At 58.1% G+C, this 22,173-nt stretch carries 17 protein-coding genes; 8 read left to right on the top strand and 9 right to left on the bottom strand.

The features are described 5' to 3' along the window. Window positions 1–31 precede the first annotated feature (31 nt). A complete protein-coding gene (cytR, locus tag ADJ24_RS16300) occupies window positions 32–1,057 on the bottom strand; it encodes a DNA-binding transcriptional regulator CytR (protein ID WP_023309683.1) in 1,026 nt (341 codons plus the stop codon). A 119-nt stretch (window positions 1,058–1,176) separates the two neighbouring features. Continuing rightward, window positions 1,177–3,372, bottom strand: a complete 2,196-nt coding sequence (priA, locus tag ADJ24_RS16295) for a primosomal protein N' (RefSeq protein WP_023309682.1) — start codon at window positions 3,370–3,372, stop codon at window positions 1,177–1,179. A gap of 200 nt (window positions 3,373–3,572) precedes the next feature. Between priA and rpmE the strand changes: the two genes are divergently transcribed. Further along, window positions 3,573–3,785: a 50S ribosomal protein L31 gene (gene rpmE / locus ADJ24_RS16290; RefSeq protein ID WP_003862040.1), complete on the top strand. Its 213-nt coding sequence runs from the start codon at window positions 3,573–3,575 to the stop codon at window positions 3,783–3,785. A 48-nt stretch (window positions 3,786–3,833) separates the two neighbouring features. Here rpmE and metJ read toward each other — a convergent pair whose 3' ends face one another. Next, a complete protein-coding gene (metJ, locus tag ADJ24_RS16285) occupies window positions 3,834–4,151 on the bottom strand; it encodes a met regulon transcriptional regulator MetJ (protein ID WP_015966498.1) in 318 nt (105 codons plus the stop codon). A 276-nt stretch (window positions 4,152–4,427) separates the two neighbouring features. Here metJ and metB point away from each other — a divergent pair, with 276 nt between their 5' ends. After that, a complete protein-coding gene (gene metB, locus ADJ24_RS16280) occupies window positions 4,428–5,588 on the top strand; it encodes a cystathionine gamma-synthase (protein WP_021242813.1) in 1,161 nt (386 codons plus the stop codon). Between the two features lie 2 nt (window positions 5,589–5,590). Beyond that, window positions 5,591–8,023, top strand: coding sequence for a bifunctional aspartate kinase/homoserine dehydrogenase II (locus ADJ24_RS16275; RefSeq protein WP_023309681.1), 2,433 nt, complete (start codon window positions 5,591–5,593; stop codon window positions 8,021–8,023). Window positions 8,024–8,083: 60 nt separating this feature from the next. Here the strand turns inward: ADJ24_RS16275 and argH are convergent, their stop codons facing one another. The 3 genes from argH to argC form a co-directional block, all read right to left on the bottom strand. Then, the gene (gene argH, locus ADJ24_RS16270; RefSeq protein WP_023309680.1) at window positions 8,084–9,457 is read right to left on the bottom strand and encodes an argininosuccinate lyase; all 1,374 of its coding nucleotides are present in this window, start codon (window positions 9,455–9,457) and stop codon (window positions 8,084–8,086) included. 74 nt (window positions 9,458–9,531) lie between these two features. Then, window positions 9,532–10,308, bottom strand: a complete 777-nt coding sequence (argB, locus tag ADJ24_RS16265) for an acetylglutamate kinase (RefSeq protein ID WP_100247348.1) — start codon at window positions 10,306–10,308, stop codon at window positions 9,532–9,534. Window positions 10,309–10,314: 6 nt separating this feature from the next. Then, a complete protein-coding gene (gene argC, locus ADJ24_RS16260; protein ID WP_023309678.1) occupies window positions 10,315–11,319 on the bottom strand; it encodes an N-acetyl-gamma-glutamyl-phosphate reductase in 1,005 nt (334 codons plus the stop codon). 88 nt (window positions 11,320–11,407) lie between these two features. Between argC and argE the strand changes: the two genes are divergently transcribed. From argE to katG, 3 genes are all read left to right on the top strand, one after another. After that, window positions 11,408–12,559, top strand: a complete 1,152-nt coding sequence (gene argE / locus ADJ24_RS16255; RefSeq protein ID WP_023309677.1) for an acetylornithine deacetylase — start codon at window positions 11,408–11,410, stop codon at window positions 12,557–12,559. A gap of 270 nt (window positions 12,560–12,829) precedes the next feature. Next, on the top strand, window positions 12,830–13,717 hold the full coding sequence (gene metF / locus ADJ24_RS16250) for a methylenetetrahydrofolate reductase (protein ID WP_023309676.1): 888 nt from the start codon (window positions 12,830–12,832) through the stop codon (window positions 13,715–13,717). Between the two features lie 147 nt (window positions 13,718–13,864). Continuing rightward, window positions 13,865–16,045 carry a catalase/peroxidase HPI gene (katG, locus tag ADJ24_RS16245; protein ID WP_023309675.1) on the top strand — a complete coding sequence of 727 codons (2,181 nt, stop codon included), beginning with the start codon at window positions 13,865–13,867 and terminating at the stop codon, window positions 16,043–16,045. A gap of 83 nt (window positions 16,046–16,128) precedes the next feature. Here the strand turns inward: katG and gldA are convergent, their stop codons facing one another. Genes gldA through ptsP form a run of 3 tightly spaced genes read right to left on the bottom strand, consistent with a single transcriptional unit; the run spans window position 16,129 to window position 20,423 of the window. Further along, on the bottom strand, window positions 16,129–17,232 hold the full coding sequence (gene gldA / locus ADJ24_RS16240; RefSeq protein WP_023309674.1) for a bifunctional L-1,2-propanediol dehydrogenase/glycerol dehydrogenase: 1,104 nt from the start codon (window positions 17,230–17,232) through the stop codon (window positions 16,129–16,131). A 12-nt stretch (window positions 17,233–17,244) separates the two neighbouring features. Further along, entirely contained in the window at window positions 17,245–17,907 is a 663-nt protein-coding gene (gene fsa / locus ADJ24_RS16235; protein WP_023309673.1) for a fructose-6-phosphate aldolase, read from the bottom strand. 14 nt (window positions 17,908–17,921) lie between these two features. Next, a complete protein-coding gene (gene ptsP, locus ADJ24_RS16230; RefSeq protein ID WP_048702970.1) occupies window positions 17,922–20,423 on the bottom strand; it encodes a phosphoenolpyruvate--protein phosphotransferase in 2,502 nt (833 codons plus the stop codon). A gap of 305 nt (window positions 20,424–20,728) precedes the next feature. Between ptsP and ADJ24_RS16225 the strand changes: the two genes are divergently transcribed. Together ADJ24_RS16225 and ADJ24_RS16220 are read left to right on the top strand one after the other, a co-directional pair. Further along, the gene (locus ADJ24_RS16225) at window positions 20,729–21,808 is read left to right on the top strand and encodes a PTS fructose transporter subunit EIIC (RefSeq protein ID WP_023309671.1); all 1,080 of its coding nucleotides are present in this window, start codon (window positions 20,729–20,731) and stop codon (window positions 21,806–21,808) included. 14 nt (window positions 21,809–21,822) lie between these two features. Then, window positions 21,823–22,143 (top strand): PTS fructose-like transporter subunit IIB, encoded by a 321-nt coding sequence (locus ADJ24_RS16220; protein WP_023309670.1) that lies wholly within the window; start codon window positions 21,823–21,825, stop codon window positions 22,141–22,143. The last annotated feature ends 30 nt before the right edge of the window (window positions 22,144–22,173 follow it).

Here is a 22,173-nt window from a genome sequence, read left to right as displayed (position 1 = left end):
ACCAGATAAGGGTATCCGAAAGACGTTTACTTTAAGTCAATGCCTGGGTAGTGCCGCGGACAATCAGTTCACAGTCCAGCAACCGCGAGCCGCTGCTAACTGTTTGACCGTGAAGCTGATCCAGCAGAAGCAGCATCGCTTCGCGGCCGATTTGGTAGCGCGGCTGAGCGACCGTTGAGAGCGGCGGATCGCAAAATTCTGAAAGCGAAATATTGTCGAATCCGATGATCGATAAATCTTTCGGTATCCGCAGGCCGCGGCGTTTGGCGTACGATAATGCGCCCAGCGCCATCACGTCGCTGTGACAAAATACGGCGGTTGGCGGTTCAGGCAGGTCCAGAAGTTTCTCCAGCGCTTGTCCACCCGCGGCGAAGGTAAAGTCACCGCGCGCAATGTAGTGCGGATCGACGGTGACGCCGGTACGGCGTAGCGCCTGAACGTAGCCCTGTAAGCGATAGTGACACAGCGGCATCTCTTCCGGCCCGGCAATACAGCCAATGCGCTTGTGCCCCAGTTCCTGGAGATAGTTTACGGCGTTGAACGCGGCGGTGAGGTTATCAATGTGGACCGTCGGCAGCTCCAGCTCCGGCGCAAACTCGTTGGCCATCACCATCGGCGGTAAATTACGCTGCTCTTCAATGCTGGCATCAAACGGCAGGCGAGAGCCAAGCAGCAGCATGCCGTCGATCTGCTTGGTGATAATGAGATCGATGAAGGTTTTTTCCTGCTGGTTCTGATGAGCACAGTCGCCAATCAGCACCAGGTAACCCTGTTCCGCTGCGGTGACTTCAATACCGCGGATAATCTCGCTGAAGAAGGGGTCACAGATGTCCGGCACAATCACCAGAATGGTGCGCGACTCGTTGCGTTTGACGTTACGCCCCATCGCCTGTGGGAAATAGCCCACTTCAAGCGCAGCCTGCTCTACCCGGTTACGGGTCGCCTGGGAGACTTTATCCGGGTTCATTAATGCGCGGGACACGGTTGCCGTAGAGACTTGTGCTTTCTGGGCAACGTCTTTCATGGTCGCCGGTGCAACCTCTTTCCTGGACTTCAACGTCTTCTCCTCGCCTGAACACCGAACTTCTGACATCACCATTTTTACAGATAGTTAATGGAATCGGTTACAGAATTTTCATAAAAAGTGTGAGGAGCGTTAAATTTTTCGATCCGTCTTCAGCCTTCGATGGGATCGACGTCCAGTACCCACTTCACTTTTCGCGCTTCCGGCAGCGTGTTGATGAGCGCCAGCGTGCCGCTGACGATGTGCTGAAGACGAATGCGCGAGGGGTGCTGAAGTAAGATTTGCCAGCGAAAACGCCCGCCGCGCTTTGGTGCGAGTGCCGGCACCGGGCCCAGGATCCACAGCTGATTATCCACCAGCGGGCTGGCCTGCAGGAGATTTCTCAGCTGCTGCAGGAAAAGCGGCGCCTGCTGGTTGTTGTGATCTTCCGCGCGGATGATGACGTGGCTGGTCCACGGCGGCAGCTGCATGGTCTGGCGTTCGGCCAGCGCCTGTTCGGCAAAGGCGTCATAGCCTTTATGCAGCAGGGTTTGCAGCAGCGGATGCTCAGGGTGGTGCGTTTGCAGCACCACTTCGCCCTGTTTACCGGCGCGACCGGCACGCCCTGCCACCTGGGTATAAAGCTGGGCGAAGCGCTCGGCTGAGCGGAAATCTGCCGAAAACAGCGCGCCGTCTACGTCCAGCAGGGCAACTAGCGTGACGTCCGGGAAGTGGTGGCCTTTGGCCAGCATCTGCGTACCAATCAGTATGCGTGCGCCACCGCGATGCACTTCCGCCAGCTGCTGTTCCAGCGCGCCCTTGCGGCTGGTGGTGTCCCGGTCGATACGAGAAATCGGCACGTCCGGGAAGAAGGGGCTAAGCGCCTGTTCCAGCTGTTCCGTCCCCAGACCGACCGGCACGATATGCGTTGAGCCACATGACGGGCACTGGCGCGGCACCGGGCGCTGGCTGTCGCAGTGGTGGCAGCGCAAATGCCGCTGGGCCTGATGGAAGGTGTAGTAGTGGTCGCAGCGCGGACACTCGGCAATCCAGCCGCAGTCGTGGCACAGCAGGGCGGGGGCAAATCCGCGACGGTTGAGAAACAGAATGACCTGGTTCCCCGCCTGCAAGTGCTGGCGCATGCGGGTAATCAATGCCGGCGCAAGCCCGGCCTGAACCTGCTGGCCTTTCAGATCCAGCACGTGCTGAATGGCCGGACGGGCATTCCCCGCCCGACGCGTCAGGCGCAGCATATGGTATTTACGCTGGCGCACGTTGTGCAGCGTTTCGAGTGCCGGCGTGGCGGAGCCGAGAATAATGGGAATTTGCTCGCTGTGCGCGCGATAAACCGCCAGGTCGCGGGCGTGATAGCGCCAGCCTTCCTGCTGTTTATAGGAGCTGTCGTGCTCTTCGTCGATCACGATAACGCCAAGATTTTTAAACGGCGTAAACAGCGACGAGCGGGTGCCGATCACAATCGCCGCTTCGCCGTTTTTCGCTTTCAGCCAGGCGCTGAGGCGTTCGCTGTCGTTCAGGCCGGAGTGCAGCACCTCAACGGGCGCGTTAAAGCGCTCGCGGAATCGGGCGATGGTTTGCGGCGTCAGGCCAATTTCCGGCACCATCACCAGCGCCTGTTTGCCCTGCGCGAGCACGTTTTCCAGCACGCTCAGGTAGACTTCGGTCTTGCCGGAACCGGTGACACCCGCCAGCAGCCAGGCAGAGAAATGATCGGAGGCGCTATGAATCGCACCCACGGCGGTGGCCTGCTCGGTATTCAGACGCAGGCGATCCCCTGAAACGGAGAAACTCTCCCGCCAGTCGTAAAGAGCGGGGGCTTCGCTGGCCAGTTCGCTCAGCCCTTTCTTTCTTAAGGCCTGTAGCGCCGTTTCGCTGACCTCAAGCTCGTCGACCTGATGTCGCCAGATTTTTCCCTGACGCAGCGCCGCCAGCGCCTGCTGCTGTTTCTGCGATCGCTTCAGGCTGTTGATATCCACCGCCTGGCCTTGCTCGGTGGCAAACCAGTACCACATCGGCGCATGGCTGGCGCTCTTGCCCTGACGCAGCATAATTGGCAGGGCGTGGAACAGCACGTCGCCAATTGAGTGATGATAATAATCCGCCGCCCACAGCAGCAGTCGCCAGGTGCTGGTAGAGTAAACCGGCTCGCTGTCCAGCACCTCAACGACCGACTTCAGCTCGTTAAGCGGCAATTCGCTTTTATCGCTGACGGAGACGACGATCCCCACGCGCTGCTGTTTGCCAAACGGCACGGTCACGCGGCAGCCCGCTTTGGCGCTCATGCTGTCGGGCAGCAGGTAGTCAAAGGTGCGGGGAAGCGGAACGGGCAGGGCAACGTGAGCGACGGGCATCGAATCTTCCTGACTTGAAAAGTGGCGCGTTAGTATACACATTAGTAAAAGCGGCGTGCGGATCAGTTTGCATACGTTGGTCAAATTCTGTATGATTCGCCGCCTTTGGTGTACTTTACGCCAAAGAACTTACAATCAACATCGCGTGGTGTCTGGCGTTAGGGCTGGAAGAGCGACGCGGCCTTAACTGAGGTTCTCCCATGAAAAAAGATATTCACCCGAAATACGAAATGATTACTGCAAACTGTTCTTGCGGTAACTCTATCCAGATCCGCTCTACCGTGGGTCACGATCTGAACCTGGACGTGTGCGGCAAATGCCACCCGTTCTACACTGGTAAGCAGCGTGACGTTGCAACCGGTGGCCGTGTTGACCGCTTCAACAAGCGTTTCAGCATCCCGGGCGCTAAATAAGTTTCCCGAAAAAAAGGCACCGCAAGGTGCCTTTTTTGTATCCGCTTCTCAGTATTCCCACGTCTCCGGGTCAATACCCAGTTCACGCATGATCACCTTCGCCTCTTCCGGGATTTCATCACTGCGCTCTTTGCGCAGATCTTCATCGTTCGGCAACGGTTGACCGGTAAACGCATGCAGAAACGCTTCGCACAGCAGTTCGCTGTTGGTCGCGTGGCGCAGGTTGTTCACCTGACGACGCGTACGTTCATCGGTGAGGATCTTCAACACCTTCAGAGGAATGGAAACCGTAATTTTCTTTACTTGCTCACTCTTCTTACCGTGCTCAGCGTATGGGCTGATATATTCGCCGCTCCATTCAGCCATGAGATACCTTTAATCCTCTCAGTCATTTATTTAAAGGTGCAAAACCTGTAACCACCCGTTTTGAACCGCAATCTTGTCTAGTTTACCGTAGAGACGATACCGTGGCACGGATATTGCCGCTGCAGCGTGCACTAAAGCATATAATTTTAACGGCTATTTGCGCATTGCTCAATCTATACGCAAAGAAGTTTAGATGTCCAGATGTATTGACGTCCATACTTTCAATGTTTACTCTGGTGCCTGACTTTTCACCTCATTCGCCAGGAAGCCCTCACCATGACGCGTAAACAGGCCACTATTGCAGTGCGTAGCGGATTAAATGATGACGAGCAGTACGGCTGCGTTGTCCCGCCGATTCATCTTTCCAGTACTTATAACTTCACCGGATTTAATGAACCCCGCGCGCATGATTATTCGCGTCGTGGCAACCCTACGCGTGACGTGACCCAGCGCGCGCTGGCCGAGCTGGAAGGTGGCGCAGGTGCAGTATTAACCAATACGGGGATGTCCGCCATTCACCTGGTGACCACGGTGTTCCTGAAGCCGGGCGATCTGCTGGTCGCGCCGCACGACTGCTACGGCGGCAGCTATCGCCTGTTTGACAGCCTGGCGAAACGCGGCTGCTATCGCGTGCTGTTTGTCGATCAAAACGATGAACAGGCGCTGAAACAGGCCCTGGCAGAGAAGCCGAAGCTGGTTCTGGTGGAAAGTCCAAGCAATCCATTGTTGCGCGTTGTCGATATTGCGAAAATTTGTCAGCTCGCAAGGGATGCGGGAGCGATAAGTGTAGTGGATAATACGTTCCTCAGTCCGGCCCTTCAGAACCCACTCGCACTGGGTGCCGATCTGGTATTGCATTCATGCACTAAATATCTGAACGGCCATTCTGATGTGGTGGCGGGCGTGGTGATTGCTAAAGATCCCGACGTTGTCACCGAACTGGCATGGTGGGCCAATAATATTGGCGTCACCGCGGGGGCCTTCGACAGCTATCTGCTGCTGCGCGGCATCCGCACGCTGTCGCCGCGCATGGACGTGGCGCAGCGCAATGCCCAGGCGATTGTCGATTTCCTGAAAACCCAGCCGCTGGTGAAGAAGCTCTATCACCCGTCGCTGCCGGAAAATCAGGGGCACGAGATTGCCGCGCGTCAGCAGAAAGGGTTTGGCGCGATGTTAAGTTTTGAACTGGACGGTGACGAGCAAACGCTGCGTCGCTTCCTGAGCGGGCTGTCATTGTTTACGCTGGCGGAATCCTTAGGTGGGGTTGAAAGCTTGATCTCCCACGCCGCGACCATGACGCACGCAGGTATGGCACCGGAAGCTCGTGCCGCCGCCGGAATTTCCGAGACGCTGCTGCGTATCTCAACCGGCATTGAAGATTCTGAAGATTTAATTGCCGATCTGGAAAATGGCTTCCGGGTCGCAGCCAAGGGGTAATCATGAGTGTGATAGCGCAGGCAGGGGCGAAGGGTCGTCAGCTGCACAAGTTTGGTGGTAGTAGTCTTGCTGATGTGAAATGTTACCTGCGCGTTGCAGGCATCATGACGGAATATTCACAGCCGGGTGACATGATGGTTGTCTCGGCGGCGGGCAGCACCACCAACCAGTTGATTAGCTGGCTGAAACTGAGCCAGACCGATCGCCTTTCTGCGCATCAGGTGCAACAGTCCTTACGCCGCTACCAGAGCGAGCTGATTGCCGGCCTGCTGCCTGCGGACGTGGCGGACGGGCTGATCGGCGCCTTCACGCATGACCTTGAGCGTCTGGCTGCCCTGCTGGACAGCGGGATTACCGACGCGGTGTATGCCGAAGTGGTGGGCCACGGTGAAGTGTGGTCCGCGCGCCTGATGGCCGCCGTGCTGCAGCACCTGGGCGTGGAAGCGGCCTGGCTCGACGCGCGTGATTTTCTGCGCGCCGAACGCGCCGCGCAGCCGCAGGTGGATGAAGGGTTGTCCTACCCGCTGCTGCAACAGCTGCTGGTGCAGCACCCGGGCAAACGTATTGTCGTCACCGGCTTTATCAGCCGCAGCAACGCGGGCGAAACCGTGCTGCTGGGCCGTAACGGCTCCGACTACTCGGCAACGCAGATTGGCGCGCTGGCGGGCGTCTCCCGCGTCACCATCTGGAGCGACGTGGCCGGTGTGTACAGCGCGGATCCGCGCAAAGTAAAAGATGCCTGCCTGCTGCCGCTGCTGCGTCTCGACGAAGCCAGCGAGCTGGCGCGTCTGGCCGCGCCAGTGCTGCACGCGCGCACGCTGCAGCCGGTTTCCGGCAGCGATATCGACCTCCAGCTGCGCTGCAGTTACACTCCGGATCAAGGCTCCACGCGCATTGAGCGCGTGCTGGCGTCCGGTACCGGGGCGCGTATTGTCACCAGCCACGACGACATCTGCCTGATTGAGTTCCAGGTGCCTGCAGGCCAGGACTTCAAGCTGGCGCATAAAGATATCGACACGATCCTGAAACGCGCCCAGGTGCGTCCGTTGGCCGTTGGCGTGCATAACGATCGTCAACTGCTGCAGTTCTGCTACACCGCTGAAGTGGCGGACAGCGCGCTGAAAATTCTGGATGAAGCTGGCCTGCCGGGCGAGCTTCGCCTGCGTCAGGGGCTGGCGCTGGTGGCGATGGTGGGCGCGGGCGTCACCCGTAACCCGCTGCACTGCCACCGCTTCTGGCAGCAGCTGAAAGGCCAGCCGGTGGAGTTCACCTGGCAGTCGGAAGAGGGCATCAGCCTGGTCGCCGTTCTGCGTAAAGGGCCAACCGAGAGCCTGATCCAGGGCCTGCACACCTCTCTGTTCCGCGCGGAAAAGCGCATCGGTCTGGTGCTGTTCGGGAAAGGCAACATCGGTTCCCGCTGGCTGGAGCTGTTTGCCCGCGAACAGGTGACGCTCTCGGCGCGTACCGGATTCGAATTCGTTCTTGCGGGCGTGGTGGACAGCCGCCGCAGCCTGCTGAACTACGAAGGGCTGGACGCCAGCCGCGCGCTTGCCTTCTTTAATGATGAAGCCGTAGAGCAGGATGAAGAGTCGCTGTTCCTGTGGATGCGCGCGCACCCGTATGACGATCTGGTGGTGCTGGACGTTACCGCCAGCGAACAGCTTGCGGATCAGTATCTGGATTTCGCCAGCCACGGTTTCCACGTTATTAGTGCGAACAAGCTGGCGGGGGCGAGCAGCACCGATAAATACCGCCAGATCCACGACGCGTTTGAAAAAACGGGGCGCCACTGGCTTTATAACGCCACCGTTGGGGCTGGCCTGCCGGTCAACCACACCGTGCGTGACCTGATTGAAAGCGGCGACAGCATTCTGGCGCTGAGCGGTATCTTCTCCGGCACGCTCTCCTGGCTGTTCCTGCAGTTTGACGGCACCGTACCCTTCACCGACCTGGTGGATCAGGCGTGGCAGCAGGGCTTAACCGAGCCCGATCCGCGCGTTGACCTTTCCGGCAAAGACGTGATGCGTAAGCTGGTGATCCTGGCGCGTGAGGCCGGTTACGATATCGAACCGGATGCCGTACGCGTCGAATCGCTGGTGCCTGCCGGCTGTGAAGAAGGTTCTGTGGATCATTTCTTTGAAAATGGTGAAGAGCTTAACGAGCAGATGGTACAGCGTCTGGAGGCGGCGAACGAGATGGGGCTGGTGCTGCGCTACGTGGCGCGTTTCGAGGCCAACGGAAAAGCGCGAGTCGGCGTCGAGGCGGTGCGTCCTGAACATCCGCTGGCGGCGCTGCTGCCGTGTGATAACGTCTTCGCCATCGAAAGCCGCTGGTATCGCGATAACCCGCTGGTGATCCGTGGTCCGGGCGCGGGGCGCGATGTCACCGCTGGAGCCATTCAGTCCGACATCAACCGTCTGGCTAAGCTGCTGTAACTCCTCACCCTGGCCCTCTCCCCGGACCGTACAGTGGGAGAGGGCACCTGTCAGGACAGATTAAACCAACCGGTTTTTCGCATCCGCTATCGCCTGCGCCACCTGCTTAGGCGACACGCCGCCTTTCGCGGCACGTTTATCCAGGCAAGACTGCAGCGCAAGGATCGGATACACATCATCCCCGATAACCGCGCTGAACTTCTGCAGGTCGGCCAGCGCCAGATCTTCCAGCGGTTTACCCTGACGAATGGCTTCCACCACCGCTTCACCCACAATATGGTGCGCTTCACGGAACGGTACGCCTTTCGCCACCAGATAATCCGCCAGTTCGGTAGAGTTCGCATAGCCCTGCTGCGCCGCTTCCTGGCAGCGCGGACGTTTCACCTGAATGCCGTCCAGCACCAGCGCGCCCATATGCAGACAGTCCAGCCAGGTGTCGAGCGCGTCGAACAGCCCTTCTTTGTCTTCCTGCATGTCTTTGTTATACGCCAGCGGCAGCCCTTTCAGGGTCATCATCATACCGGTCAGCGCGCCCTGCACGCGGCCACATTTGCCGCGGATCAGCTCAAGCGCGTCCGGGTTTTTCTTCTGCGGCATGAGTGATGAGCCTGAGGTCACGCGGTCAGACAGCTCGACGAAGCCCGCTTCGCCAGAGTTAAAGAAGATCAGGTCTTCGGCAAAGCGCGAAAGGTGCACCATTCCGATAGACGCATTGGATAGCAGCTCCAGCACGTGGTCGCGGTCGGACACGCTGTCCAGGCTGTTACGGGTGGCTGAGGCAAAGCCCAGCCAGCCTGCCAGCTGCTCACGGTCGATTTCATACGCCGTACCGGCCAGCGCGCCGCTGCCCAGCGGGCTGACGTCCAGACGTTTCAGGGTATCCTGAAGACGGCTTTCGTCACGCGCCAGCATCTCGACGTAGGCCAGACACCAGTGTGCGAAGGTCACCGGCTGCGCGCGCTGCAGGTGGGTATAACCCGGCATCACCGCGTCCTGGTTGTTCTGCGCGGTCTCCACCAGTGCGCTCTGCAGCTGACGGTTAGCCGCCAGCAGTTCGCCAACGGTATCTTTACACCACAGCTTCAGATCGGTGGCGACCTGGTCGTTACGGCTGCGGCCGGTATGCAGCTTTTTACCCAGCTGGCCGACTTTGTCGATAAGCTTGCCTTCCACCCAGCTGTGAATATCTTCAGCATCGCTTTCGAGGATCTGCTGCGGATTAAGACGTACCTCTTCCAGCAGATTGTTCAGCGCCTCTTCCAGCCGTAATTGTTCGTCTGCGGTCAGTACGCCCACCGTCACCAGCGCTTTGGACCAGGCCACAGAGCCGACAATATCCTGTTCGGCCAGGCGGTAGTCGAAGCGCAAAGAGTCGTTGAACTGTTTGAACCGCTGATCCGCTGCCTGTGTAAAACGCCCACCCCAAAGTGCCATAACATGATTCCTTTATTCGTTAGTTCTGCCGGGTGGCGCTTCGCTTACCCGGCCTAAGGTCATTCAATAAAAACTTACGCTAAAATACGCGTGCCAATCGGCGTGCCGTTGAACAGCGCAGGCAGTTGTTCCGCGTGGCGCCAGGAGGCGATATCCACCGGGCGGCCCAGCGTGCGTGCGGCATCCAGCGCGGCGTTCACTTTGACGATCATGCCGTCGGTAATAATACCCTGGGCAATCAGCTGCTCGGCTTTCTCAGCCGTCATTTCCGCAATGCGCTGGCCTTTGCCGTCCAGAATGCCGCTCACGTCGGAAAGCAGGATCAGATCCGCGCCCAGCGTTGCCGCGAGTGCCGTCGCCGCCTGGTCAGCGTTGACGTTCATCAGCTCGCCCTCTTCGGTCACGCCGATAGAGCTCACCACCGGCAGGAAACCCCCTTCCAGCAGCGTGTTAATCAGCTTAGGCGAACCTGGCTGCGCCAGTCCAACGTGGCCGAGCTCTTCGTCGAGCTGGGTCACTTTTACGCTGTCGCCATCGCCCAGATAGAGGCCAACGGACGAGATGTGGTGTTTCTTCGCCCACGCCAGCAGCGTTTTGTTCGCCGTGCCCGCCAGCGCGCCGGTAATGATGTCAATCTGGTCAGCAGGCGTGACGCGCAGGCCGTTCTTCTTTTTCACCGGCAGGTTGAGCCCTTTCATCAGCTCGTCCACCACGCAGCCGCCGCCGTGCACAATCACCAGCGGACGCTGGTGTGATTCGCGATAGTTCACCAGCGCGGTAAACAGACGCTCCAGCGCTTCTTCGCTGTCCAGCAGTACACCACCGAGTTTGATAATTAATGGGTTCATCATCACACCTTAAATAAGAGCCTGCGTTTCAGGGAAGCCGAAACGAATATTTGCACACTGCATTGCCTGTGCGGCAGCGCCTTTCAGTAAGTTATCTTCTGCGGCCACCACGATGAGATGCTCACCCTGAACGGCAAAGCCGATATCGCAGAACGGCAGACCGACCACGTTTTTCAGCGCCGGCACGCCTTTATCGTACAGGCGCACTAGCGGTTTGTCCGCATACGCCTGCTTGAAGGCCTCGTTCACCTGCTCTTTAGTCACGCCCGGTTTCAGGCGGCAGGTAATGGTTTCGAGGATCCCACGCGGGAAGCTGCCCAGGTGCGGGGTGAAAATGACGTCCGCGCCCAGATGCGTCGTGATTTCAGGGTGATGACGGTGATTAAACACGCCATACGGCTGAAGGCTCACTTCGCAGAAGCTGTTGGAGATAGCCGCCTTGCGGCCTGCGCCGCTCACGCCGCTGGTGGCGTTGATCACCGGCCACTGGCTCAGATCCAGCAGGCCCGCGTCGATCAGCGGCTTCAGGGAAAGCTGCGCCGCCGTCGGGTAGCAGCCCGGAACGGCAATCAGGTCCGCTTCTTTCAGTTTGTCTGCGCTCCACTCCGCCAGGCCGTACACCGCTGTTTCCAGCAGATGCGGATGCTGATGGGTGAAACCGTAATATTTTTCGTAGAACGCGCCGTCATTCACGCGGAACGCGCCGGAGAGGTCGAAGACCACGCACCCAGCCGCCAGGAACTGCGGCGCCAGGTCGTGGCTGACCTCGTGCGCGGTGGCTAAAAACACCACGTCGACGCCGTCGGTAAACTCGCTGATGTCAGACATGGGCTGCAGCGGCAGATCGACCATGCCCTTAAGCTGCGGATGCAAATCGGAAATTAACTTTCCTGCATCATTGCTTTGCGCTGACACGGTCAAAGCGGTTATGGTCATATGTGGATGGCGATTCACGTAGCTTACAAGCTCTGCGCCCGCATAACCGCTAGCGCCTACAATCAGCGTATTCAACATCGGTTTCCTTTATGCTCAACGTTAGTGTATTTTTATTCACATTTATTGCATGAATATTGATACTATCACGACCTAAGGTGTGTCAACAATGAAAATGAACTTACCGCCATTTATCGAGATCTACCGCGCCCTGATTGCCACACCGTCCATCAGCGCAACGGAAGAAGCGCTGGATCAGAGCAATGAGTCTTTAATCAATCTGCTGGCGGGTTGGTTTAGCGATCTTGGGTTTAACGTTGAGGTTCAGCCCGTCCCAGGAACCCGCCACAAATTTAACCTGCTCGCCAGCACCGGAACCGGTGCGGGCGGCCTGCTGCTGGCCGGTCATACCGATACGGTGCCGTTTGACGACGGCCGCTGGACACGCGATCCATTCACCCTGACCGAGCACGACAACAAGCTTTATGGTCTGGGCACCGCCGACATGAAAGGCTTCTTCGCCTTTATCCTCGACGCGCTGCGTGACGTGGACGTGACGAAGCTGAAAAAACCGCTCTACATTCTGGCGACCGCCGATGAAGAAACCAGCATGGCGGGCGCGCGCTACTTCTCTGAAAACACGTCGATTCGCCCGGACTGCGCGATCATCGGCGAGCCGACGTCTCTACAGCCGATCCGCGCGCACAAAGGCCATATTTCTACGGCCGTGCGCGTGCTGGGCCAGTCCGGCCACTCCAGCGATCCGGCGCGCGGCGTGAACGCCATTGAGCTGATGCATGACGCCATCGGCCGTATCATGACCCTGCGCGACGATCTGAAAGAGCGCTACCACTACGACGCGTTCACCGTGCCGTATCCGACCCTGAACCTCGGCAGCCTGCACGGCGGAGATGCCTCGAACCGCATCTGCGCCTGCTGCGAACTGCATATGGACATTCGCCCGCTGCCGGGCATGACCCTCAGCGATCTCGACGGCCTGCTGAATGAAGCGCTGGCTCCGGTGAGCGAGCGCTGGCCGGGCCGTCTGACGGTCTCCGAACTGCATCCGCCGATCCCGGGTTACGAATGCCCGCCGGACCATCAGCTGGTTGAGGTGGTGGAAAAGCTGCTCGGTGAGAAAACCGACGTGGTGAACTACTGCACCGAAGCGCCGTTTATTCAGACGCTTTGCCCTACGCTGGTCCTGGGCCCCGGCTCCATCAACCAGGCGCACCAGCCGGATGAATATCTGGAAACCCGCTTCATCAAGCCAACCCGCGAACTGATTACCCAGGTTGTGCATCACTTCTGCTGGCATTAAAACCGCACCGTACATCCCATAGGGGAGAGGACTGCGCGATGCGGTTTTTTCCCCTTTACCCAAAGGGGTGTACGGTCCTGGGGAGGCGATGTCTCACTCCCTACCACCCATCATGAACTTTCTTCATCTTTCCTGAGCAAACCTCACCGTTATTGTTGATTATTTATGTTGACGTCCCTCCGCTTTTCCGTCATTTTTACATCTGGACGTCTAAACGTATAGAAGTTCACAACACAACAAATAACGACATGCGATTGATAGAGGTAAGGTATGAGCTTTTTTCACGCCAACCAGCGGGAAGCACTGAATCAGAGCCTGGCCGAAGTAAACGGCCAGATTAACGTCTCTTTTGAATTTTTCCCGCCGCGCACCAGTGAAATGGAGCAAACCCTGTGGAGCTCTATCGATCGTCTTAGCAGCCTGAAGCCGAAGTTCGTCTCCGTGACTTACGGTGCTAACTCCGGCGAGCGTGACCGTACGCACAGCATCATTAAAGGCATCAAAGATCGTACCGGTCTGGAAGCGGCGCCGCATCTCACCTGTATCGACGCGACCCGCGACGAGTTACGGGCCATCGCCCAGGATTACTGGAATAATGGCATTCGTCATATCGTCGCACTGCGCGGTGACCTGCCGCCGGGCAGCGGTAAGCCGGACATGTATGCCGCCGATCTGGTCGCGCTGCTGAAAGACGTGGCTGACTTTGATATCTCCGTTGCCGCTTATCCTGAGGTGCATCCGGAAGCGAAAAGCGCCCAGGCCGATCTGCTTAACCTGAAGCGTAAAGTGGACGCCGGCGCGAACCGCGCCATTACCCAGTTCTTCTTTGATGTGGAAAGCTACCTGCGTTTCCGTGACCGCTGCGTCTCCGCGGGCATCGACGTTGAAATTATTCCGGGTATTCTGCCGGTCTCTAACTTCAAACAGGCGAAGAAGTTTGCTGATATGACCAATGTTCGCATTCCGCTGTGGATGTCCAAAATGTACGAAGGGCTGGACGATGATCCGGAAACCCGCAAGCTGGTGGGGGCCAATATCGCGATGGACATGGTGAAAATTTTAAGCCGTGAAGGGGTGAAAGATTTCCACTTCTATACGCTGAACCGCGCGGAGATGAGCTACGCCATTTGCCATACGCTGGGCGTTCGTCCGGCGTAACAAGTACAAAGCCCTCGTTTTACGAGGGCTTTTTTATCACGCGAATAGTTAAAAGGTATTAGCTATCGAATCTGTGGATTAATTCAACTATAACTTATTGCTAGTGGTGTATATCGTAACGGTAACACTGTAAAAGGGAGCATAGCGATGAGCACGTCAGACGAGACCAATAAAGCGGCATCGGTCGGCAAATGCCCGTTCCACCAGGGCGGCGTCGATCACAGCGCGGGGGCAGGTACAGGCAGCCGCGACTGGTGGCCAAAACAACTCCGCATCGATCTTCTTAATCAACATTCCAATCGTTCGAACCCGCTGGGTGAAGACTTCGACTACCGCAAAGAATTCAGCAAACTTGATTACTCCGCCCTTAAAGGCGACCTTAAAGCCCTTTTAACCGACTCTCAACCGTGGTGGCCTGCCGACTGGGGCAGCTATGCGGGCCTGTTTATCCGTATGGCCTGGCACGGCGCGGGTACCTATCGCTCCGTTGACGGACGCGGCGGTGCCGGACGCGGTCAACAGCGCTTTGCGCCGCTGAACTCCTGGCCGGATAACGTGAGCCTGGATAAGGCGCGCCGTCTGCTGTGGCCCATCAAGCAAAAATACGGACAAAAAATTTCCTGGGCCGACCTGTTTATCCTCGCGGGTAACGTGGCGCTGGAGAACTCGGGCTTCCGCACCTTTGGTTTTGGTGCCGGGCGTGAAGACGTCTGGGAACCGGATCTGGACGTAAACTGGGGTGATGAAAAAGCCTGGCTGGCCCACCGTGATCCGGAGGCGCTGGCGAAGCGTCCTCTGGCCGCCACCGAAATGGGCCTGATCTACGTGAACCCGGAGGGGCCAAACGCCAGCGGTGAACCGCTGTCAGCGGCGGCAGCGATTCGCGCGACCTTCGGCAACATGGGGATGAACGACGAAGAGACCGTTGCGCTGATCGCGGGCGGCCACACCCTCGGCAAAACCCACGGCGCGGGTGAAGCCACGCACGTCGGCACCGACCCGGAAGCCTCGCCGATTGAAGCGCAGGGCCTGGGCTGGGCCAGCACGCACGGCACGGGCGTTGGCGCAGATGCCATTACCTCCGGTCTGGAAGTCATCTGGTCGCAAACCCCGACCCAGTGGAGCAACTACTTCTTCGAGAACCTGTTCAAATACGAATGGGTGCAGACCCGCAGCCCGGCGGGAGCGATTCAGTTTGAAGCCGTGGATGCGCCGGAAATCATGCCTGACCCGTTCGACCCGTCGAAAAAACGCAAACCTACCATGCTGGTCACCGACCTGACGCTGCGTTTTGACCCGGAATTCGAGAAAATTTCCCGCCGTTTCCTGAACGATCCGCAGGCCTTCAACGAAGCCTTCGCGCGCGCGTGGTACAAGCTGACCCACCGCGATATGGGGCCAAAATCGCGTTACCTTGGCCCGGAAGTGCCGAAAGAAGATCTGATCTGGCAGGACCCGCTGCCGCAGGCGGTGTTCAATCCGTCGAAAGAAGACATTGAAAGCCTGAAGGCGGAAATCGCTGCCTCTGGCCTCTCCGTGAGCGAACTGATTTCCGTTGCCTGGGCGTCAGCTTCAACCTTCCGCGGCGGCGACAAGCGCGGTGGCGCCAACGGCGCGCGTCTGGCGCTGGCCCCTCAGCGCGACTGGGATGTGAACGCCGCAGCGGTTCGCGCGTTGCCGGCTCTGGAAGCTATCCAGCGCACCACCAACAAAGCCTCTCTGGCGGATATCATCGTGCTGGCGGGCGTGGTGGGCGTTGAGCAGGCGGCGAAAGCGGCAGGCGTTTACGTCAACGTTCCGTTCACCCCGGGCCGCGTCGATGCGCGTCAGGATCAGACGGATATCGAGATGTTTAACCTGCTCGAACCGATTGCCGACGGCTTCCGCAACTACCGTGCGCAGGTGGATGTGTCCACGACAGAGTCACTGCTGATTGATAAAGCCCAGCAGCTGACGCTGACCGCGCCTGAGCTGACGGTGCTGATCGGTGGCCTGCGCGTGCTGGGTGCCAACTTTGATGGCAGCAAGAATGGCGTGTTCACCGACCGCGAGGGCGTGCTGAGCAACGATTTCTTCGTGAACCTGCTGGACATGAACACCCAGTGGCAGGCGACCGACGAATCTAATGAACTGTTTGCCGGAAGCGATCGCGCCAGCGGTGAAGTGAAATACACCGCCACCCGCGCCGATCTGGTCTTCGGTTCTAACGCCGTTCTGCGCGCGCTGGCAGAGGTTTATGCCAGTGATGATGCGCATGAGAAGTTCGTCCGTGACTTCGTTGCCGCATGGGCGAAGGTGATGGATCTGGACCGGTTTGACCTGCAGTAACCCCTGTGCCGGGTAGCGCTGACGCTTACCCGGCTTACGGGCAAAAAAATCCCCGCTGATGCGGGGATTTTTATTCACGCTATTTACTCCCACTCCTGCAGGAACCGCTGCCCATACTGGTCGGCCACAAGCAGCGCCGCATACACCTGATCCGGCGTTACGCCGCCGGGCATGTTGTGGATAGTTTCCCCTTCGGCACAGGAGGCTTCCGCGATCAGACGCATTTTGGCCGGAATATCCTCTTTGATGTTCAGCTGCGCCAGCGTGATTGGCAGCCCAACGCTGTGACAAAGCGCGGTGACGGTCTCTATTTCTTCTACCGGCGCGTTTTCCAGCACCAGCTGCGTCAGCGTGCCAAACGCCACTTTTTCACCGTGATAGAAGTGGTGCGCGTCCGGTACCGCCGTCATTCCGTTATGAATAGCGTGCGCTGCGGCCAGTCCGCCGCTTTCAAAGCCCACGCCGCTGAGATAGGTGTTGGCTTCGATAATGCGTTCCAGCGCCGGCGTAACCACATGCTGTTCCGCTGCAAGCATGGCCTTTTCACCTTCTTCAATCAGCGTGTTGTAGCACAGCTCGGCCAGCGCGAGTGCAGCCTGCGTACATTTGCCGCCCGCCATGGTGGTCGCGCCGCTGCGCGAGCAGGCGCGTGCTTCAAACCACGTCGCCAGCGCATCGCCAATCCCGGCGGCCAGCAGGCGTGCCGGCGCGCCCGCTACCACTTTGGTATCGACGATTACCATGTTCGGGTTGTGCGGCAGCATCAGGTAGCGATCGAACTCACCGCTATCGGTGTAAATGACGGAAAGGGCGCTGCACGGCGCATCGGTGGAGGCGATGGTTGGCGCAATGGCGACGGGTACGTCCATAAAATGGGCCAGCGCTTTGGCGGTATCGAGCGTTTTACCGCCGCCAATACCCAGCACCGCCAGACAGTCGGCGCTGTCGGCCAGTTTTTTCAGTCGGTCGATTTCATTTTGTGAACATTCGCCGCCAAACGGCGCGATTTCGGCATGCAGTTCGGCTTTTTTAAAACTCTGACGCAGGGTCTCTTCGGCAAAACCCAGCACAAATTTATCGCCGACGACCAGCCAGCGATTGGCCAGGGGTTTCAGATAGTCGCCGAGACGGGTAAGCACATCAGCGCCCTGGATATATTTTCCCGGCGATTGAATGATACGGTCCATAACAGTTCTCCCTTAGAGGTTGAGGTTACCAAACGCGTTTTTCCAGTCCTGCTCGAACTTCTCTATGGCTGACTCTACCGCTGGCGTGCCGAGCATTTGTTGCGCTACGTCTAAGGGAAGCGTGATTGCCTCGCATCCCGCCAGCAGGCAGTCCAGCGCCTGCCGCGGCGTTTTGAAGCTGGCGGCCAGCACTTTGCTTTCCGGCGCGTGCAATTCCAGCAGGGATTGCAGCTCCTGGACCATGCGAATGCCGTCACCGCCCTGCGCGTCAACGCGGTTTACATACGGCGCGACATATTTCGCGCCTGCCAGCGCGGCAAGCAAACCTTGTGCCGCGCTATAAACGGCGGTCCCCAGCGTGGTTATACCCTCTTTTTTCAATGCCTTAATCGCGATGAGCCCCTGAGCCGTCACCGGGATTTTCACCACGATGCCGGGGACGGCGTTACTCAAACGTTTTGCCTCCGCTACCATGCCTTCAGCATCGCGGCTCATGGTTTGAGCAAACAGCGTGCCTTCCGGTCCAGTGGCTTTTTGCAGGCGCGGGAGCACGTCCCAGATGGATTCACGGCTGGCGGCAATGATGCTCGGGTTGGTGGTAACGCCCGCAATAGGGAAGATGCGGGCCAGACGTTCAACTTCCGCCACGTTGGCGGTATCCAGATACAGTTCCATTACTCTTCCTCGTTTCAGAGTTCTAATTCGTGTTGCAGCAGGGAGGCGATGGCCTCTTCTGAGCTGGCGTTGACCAGCGCACTGCGGAAATCGTCATGCATGATGCGGCGGGCCAGGCGGGAGAAAATACGCATATGCTGATCGCCAGCGGCGTGTTTGTTCAGCGTCAGCATGATGATGAATTTTGCTTCTTCATCTCCCCACATGACGGGGGATTTCAGGCGCGCAACGCTGATGGTGGATTGCTCAATATGCTCAGACTTGCTGTGCGGAATGGCGAAGCTGAAGCCAAGCCCGGTGGAGAAAACGGCTTCGCGCGCCCACAGATCGGCCTCCAGCTTGCGGGGGTAGCGGCAACGTCCGGCGAGCAGCAGGTTATCGGTCATCCCTTTCATGACCTCTTCTTTACTGTTCCAGTCGTTATCCAGTGAAATGCAGCGAGGTGTGACCAGCGGTGTGTCCTGCTGATTCATGCGGAACTGCGCCAGCAGGTGTTCCACTTCAAGCGAAGTGCGACACGCCATGGCCTGATTCAGCAGCTGGCGGCAGGCGCGGCTATCAAGCTGTGCCAGGCGCGCTTTGGTTGCCGGAATAGCGGGCGACCCCATGCTCAGCTCGTCCAGTCCCAGACCCACCAGCAACGGCAGCACTGAACCTTTTGCGCCCAGCTCTCCGCACAGGCCAATCCATTTCCCCTGGCGATGGACGGCCTGTACCGCATAATCCAGCGCCCTCAGGAAGGCCGGGTTCAGGCTGTTGTAGTGGCGTGTGACTTTGGCGTTGTCGCGGTCGACGGCCAGCAGATACTGCGTCAGGTCATTGCTGCCGATGCTAAAGAAATCAATTTCTTCGCAGCACTGATCGATAATGAACATCACCGAAGGCACCTCCAGCATGATGCCGAGCGGGATTTTCTCATCAAACGGAATGTGTTCAGCGCGAAGCTGCTGTTTCGCTTCGGCAAGTTTCTCTTTCACCCACAGGATCTCTTCCATGGAAGAGATCATCGGGATCATGATCTTCAGGCTGCCGTGAGCAGAGGCGCGCAGGATCGCCCGAAGCTGAGTGGTGAAAAGGGCGGCATACTCTTCGTAAATACGTACGGCGCGGTAGCCGAGGAACGGGTTGTTTTCGGCCGGGATATTCAGGTACGCCACCGGTTTATCGCCGCCGATATCCATGGTGCGCACGATAATGCTGCGCCCGTTTGCACTTTCCAGCGCCTGACAGAAAATGTTGTACAGCTCGTTTTCGCCGGGCGCGCTGGTACGGTCCATATACAGCATTTCGGTGCGAAACAGGCCAACGCCCTCGGCGCCGTTCCCGAATGCTGCCTGCGCTTCCACCGCGTGGGCGATGTTTGCGGCGATCTCAATGCGCAGGTCATCGGCGGTTCTGGCTTCCCGGTCAAGCCAGATGCGCTGCTGCTCGCGGAGTGCCTGCTGTACCCGTGCTTCCTGGCGGTAGTAGCGTGCCACCGCATCGCTGGCGTTGACCACGACCGCACCGGCATTGCCATCAATAAATACGGGTTTATTGCGCCACTGCAGCAGGCTTTCACTGTCGACGCCGACCAGCGTCGGAATATTAAAGGAACGTGCAAGAATAACGGTGTGCGAGGTTGTTCCACCGCTTTTTAACAGCAGCCCCTTAAGCAAGGTTTTATCGAGCTCCAGGAACTGGCCGGGCGTAAGATCATCCGCCAGACAAACGGTCGGCTGCGTCAGCTGGCCCGGTGCGGGGAAGCGCTGTTCACCGTAGATTTGCTGCAGCAGCTGATAGCAAACATCGCGCACATCCAGCACGCGTTCCTGCAGATAGCTGCTGCTGGAACGAGAGAACGCATCGCAGAAATGGTTAGCTGTGGCGATTATAGCCTGCGCGCAGCTCAAACCCTGGCTCACTCCTGCAAGGAGATGCTGACGCAAAGAGGTATCCGTTGCCAGCGAACGATGTGCCTCAAGAATGGCGCTGGCGGTGCTGTCGCTGTCCAGCGCGCGCAGCTCAATGTTTTTCACCAGCAGGGTGAGGCCTTTATCCAGCGCTGACTGCTCTTCTTCCACGTTTTTCGCGTCGGGTAAATCCGTCAGTGCATTGAGATCCAGCGAGGTCAGCAAGGTTAACACGCCCCGGGCGCTGCCGCTGCAAACGGGCAGGGCGCGAAAAAGCGTTGGATTAAGGCGCGTGAGAGATTCTGGCAGCGGATCAAGCTCGGTATTGGGGGCTTCCGCAAGCGGCGCGTCGCAGTGGGGAAACTCTTCCCGGAGCCATTGTTCCAGCTGTTGATGGGCGCTCTGCTCATCTTCACCGTGGATCACCAGACGACAGGCGTCGCCTGCCAGCGTGTCGGTGCCAATAAGTGCCAGTGCGCTCTTGGCATTCCCTTTGCGGTCTGTGCGCAGGTTGTGCCACTCGATTTGCGAGATAAATGTATTGCACAGCGTCTCTACATGACTTGCCGGACGCGCGTGAACACCGTTGGGCAATTCACAGGTAAATTCCACTACCAGAGCCATAAACACTCCTGAAACTCATCATCATTCATTGGGGAACAGCATACGAGTGTGTTGATGGCGCGCGCCATGTGACAAATCTGTCAAAAGCTGGACAAATGTAATATCAGGTGAAAAGTGAGATTTGACTCACAGGTTATGGTGGTTTGTCTTATGCGTAACGTCTATCCGAAATGTCGAGGCGGATCGCATTTTTATTTCGATATTACAAAAATCCAGTAAATGGCCTTTTTGTCTCCTGTCCGCCGCCTTCCTGATTGCCTATTGTTTGCCACAACATCTTTATGGTTTTAGGCCAGGAGCGACATATGAAAGAGTTGGTGCATATTCTCAAGAACACGCGGCAGCATCTGATGACCGGGGTGTCGCACATGATCCCGTTCGTGGTCGCGGGCGGTATTTTGCTGGCGGTTTCGGTCATGCTGTACGGCAAGGGCGCGGTACCGGATGCCGCAACCGATCCTAACCTCAAAAAGCTATTTGATATCGGCGTGGCGGGGTTAACGCTGATGGTGCCTTTCCTGGCCGCCTATATTGGCTATTCCATTGCCGAGCGCGCCGCGCTTGCTCCCTGCGCTATTGCCGCGTGGGTAGGTAACAGCTTCGGTGCCGGTTTCTTCGGCGCCATTATTGCCGGGATCCTCGGCGGGATTGTGGTCTGGTATCTGAAAAAACTGCCGGTCCCGAAAGTCCTGCGCTCCGTCATGCCTATCTTCATCATCCCTATCATCGGCACCTTTGTTACCGCAGGCATCATGATGTGGGGTCTGGGCGAACCTGTTGGTGCGTTGACGACGGGCTTAACCCAGTGGCTGCAAGGGATGCAGCAGGGCAGCATCGTTGTGTTGGCCATCATCATGGGGTTGATGCTGGCCTTCGACATGGGTGGCCCGATTAATAAAGTCGCCTATGCCTTCATGCTGATCTGCGTTGCTCAGGGCGTCTACACCGTGGTGGCGATTGCGGCAGTCGGTATCTGTGTGCCACCGCTGGGATTAGGCCTGGCGACGTTGATTAATCGCAAGAATTTTACCGGTGAAGAGCGTGAAGCGGGTAAGGCTGCATTAGTGATGGGCTGCGTGGGGGTTACCGAAGGGGCCATTCCGTTCGCCGCTGCCGATCCTCTGCGCGTTATTCCCTCCATCATGCTGGGATCCGCGTGTGGCGCAGTGACGGCTGCCGTGATGGGGGCGCAATGTTATGCCGGCTGGGGCGGGCTTATTGTTCTCCCTGTGGTGGAAGGCAAACTGGGCTACATCGCGGCGGTTGCCGTAGGGGCGGTGGTGACGGCCATTAGCGTCAACGTGCTGAAGAGTATTGCCCGCAAGAATGCAAAACAGGTCGAGGAAAAAGAGGACGACCTGGATCTGGATTTTGAAATTAACTGAGTGAGGAAGAGAAGATGGCCCGAATTATCGCAGTAACAGCATGCCCGTCTGGCGTTGCCCATACCTACATGGCGGCCGAAGCGCTGGAAAGCGCCGCTAAAGCCAAAGGCTGGGAAGTAAAGGTTGAAACGCAGGGGTCGATTGGTCTTGAGAACGAGCTGAATGCTGAGGATATCGCCGCAGCGGATATGGTGATCCTGACCAAAGATATCGGCATTAAATTTGAAGAGCGCTTTGCCGGGAAAACCATCGTGCGCGTCAACATTAGCGACGCGGTAAAACGCGCCGACGCCATCATGAACAAGATTGATGCCCACCTGGCGCAAACCGCCTGACGCTCTCCCGCCCTTCGGGGCGGGCTCGTT

It is taken from the genome of Enterobacter sp. 940_PEND, assembly GCF_001059415.1.
GTDB classification, from domain to species: domain Bacteria; phylum Pseudomonadota; class Gammaproteobacteria; order Enterobacterales; family Enterobacteriaceae; genus Enterobacter; species Enterobacter cloacae_M.
Note: the sequence above shows the minus strand (reverse complement) of the source record. Positions and strands in the feature narration are given on the sequence as shown.

Bases quoted from the DNA above. Each gene is read 5' to 3' on its own strand.
- priA (WP_023309682.1), bottom strand. From the start codon at position 3,372: ATGCCCGTCGCTCACGTTGCCCTGCCCGTTCCGCTTCCCCGCACCTTT.
- rpmE (WP_003862040.1), top strand. From the start codon at position 3,573: ATGAAAAAAGATATTCACCCGAAATACGAAATGATTACTGCAAACTGT.
- metJ (WP_015966498.1), bottom strand. From the start codon at position 4,151: ATGGCTGAATGGAGCGGCGAATATATCAGCCCATACGCTGAGCACGGT.
- metB (WP_021242813.1), top strand. From the start codon at position 4,428: ATGACGCGTAAACAGGCCACTATTGCAGTGCGTAGCGGATTAAATGAT.
- ADJ24_RS16275 (WP_023309681.1), top strand. From the start codon at position 5,591: ATGAGTGTGATAGCGCAGGCAGGGGCGAAGGGTCGTCAGCTGCACAAG.
- argH (WP_023309680.1), bottom strand. From the start codon at position 9,457: ATGGCACTTTGGGGTGGGCGTTTTACACAGGCAGCGGATCAGCGGTTC.
- argB (WP_100247348.1), bottom strand. From the start codon at position 10,308: ATGATGAACCCATTAATTATCAAACTCGGTGGTGTACTGCTGGACAGC.
- argC (WP_023309678.1), bottom strand. From the start codon at position 11,319: ATGTTGAATACGCTGATTGTAGGCGCTAGCGGTTATGCGGGCGCAGAG.
- argE (WP_023309677.1), top strand. From the start codon at position 11,408: ATGAAAATGAACTTACCGCCATTTATCGAGATCTACCGCGCCCTGATT.
- metF (WP_023309676.1), top strand. From the start codon at position 12,830: ATGAGCTTTTTTCACGCCAACCAGCGGGAAGCACTGAATCAGAGCCTG.
- katG (WP_023309675.1), top strand. From the start codon at position 13,865: ATGAGCACGTCAGACGAGACCAATAAAGCGGCATCGGTCGGCAAATGC.
- gldA (WP_023309674.1), bottom strand. From the start codon at position 17,232: ATGGACCGTATCATTCAATCGCCGGGAAAATATATCCAGGGCGCTGAT.
- fsa (WP_023309673.1), bottom strand. From the start codon at position 17,907: ATGGAACTGTATCTGGATACCGCCAACGTGGCGGAAGTTGAACGTCTG.
- ptsP (WP_048702970.1), bottom strand. From the start codon at position 20,423: ATGGCTCTGGTAGTGGAATTTACCTGTGAATTGCCCAACGGTGTTCAC.
- ADJ24_RS16225 (WP_023309671.1), top strand. From the start codon at position 20,729: ATGAAAGAGTTGGTGCATATTCTCAAGAACACGCGGCAGCATCTGATG.
- ADJ24_RS16220 (WP_023309670.1), top strand. From the start codon at position 21,823: ATGGCCCGAATTATCGCAGTAACAGCATGCCCGTCTGGCGTTGCCCAT.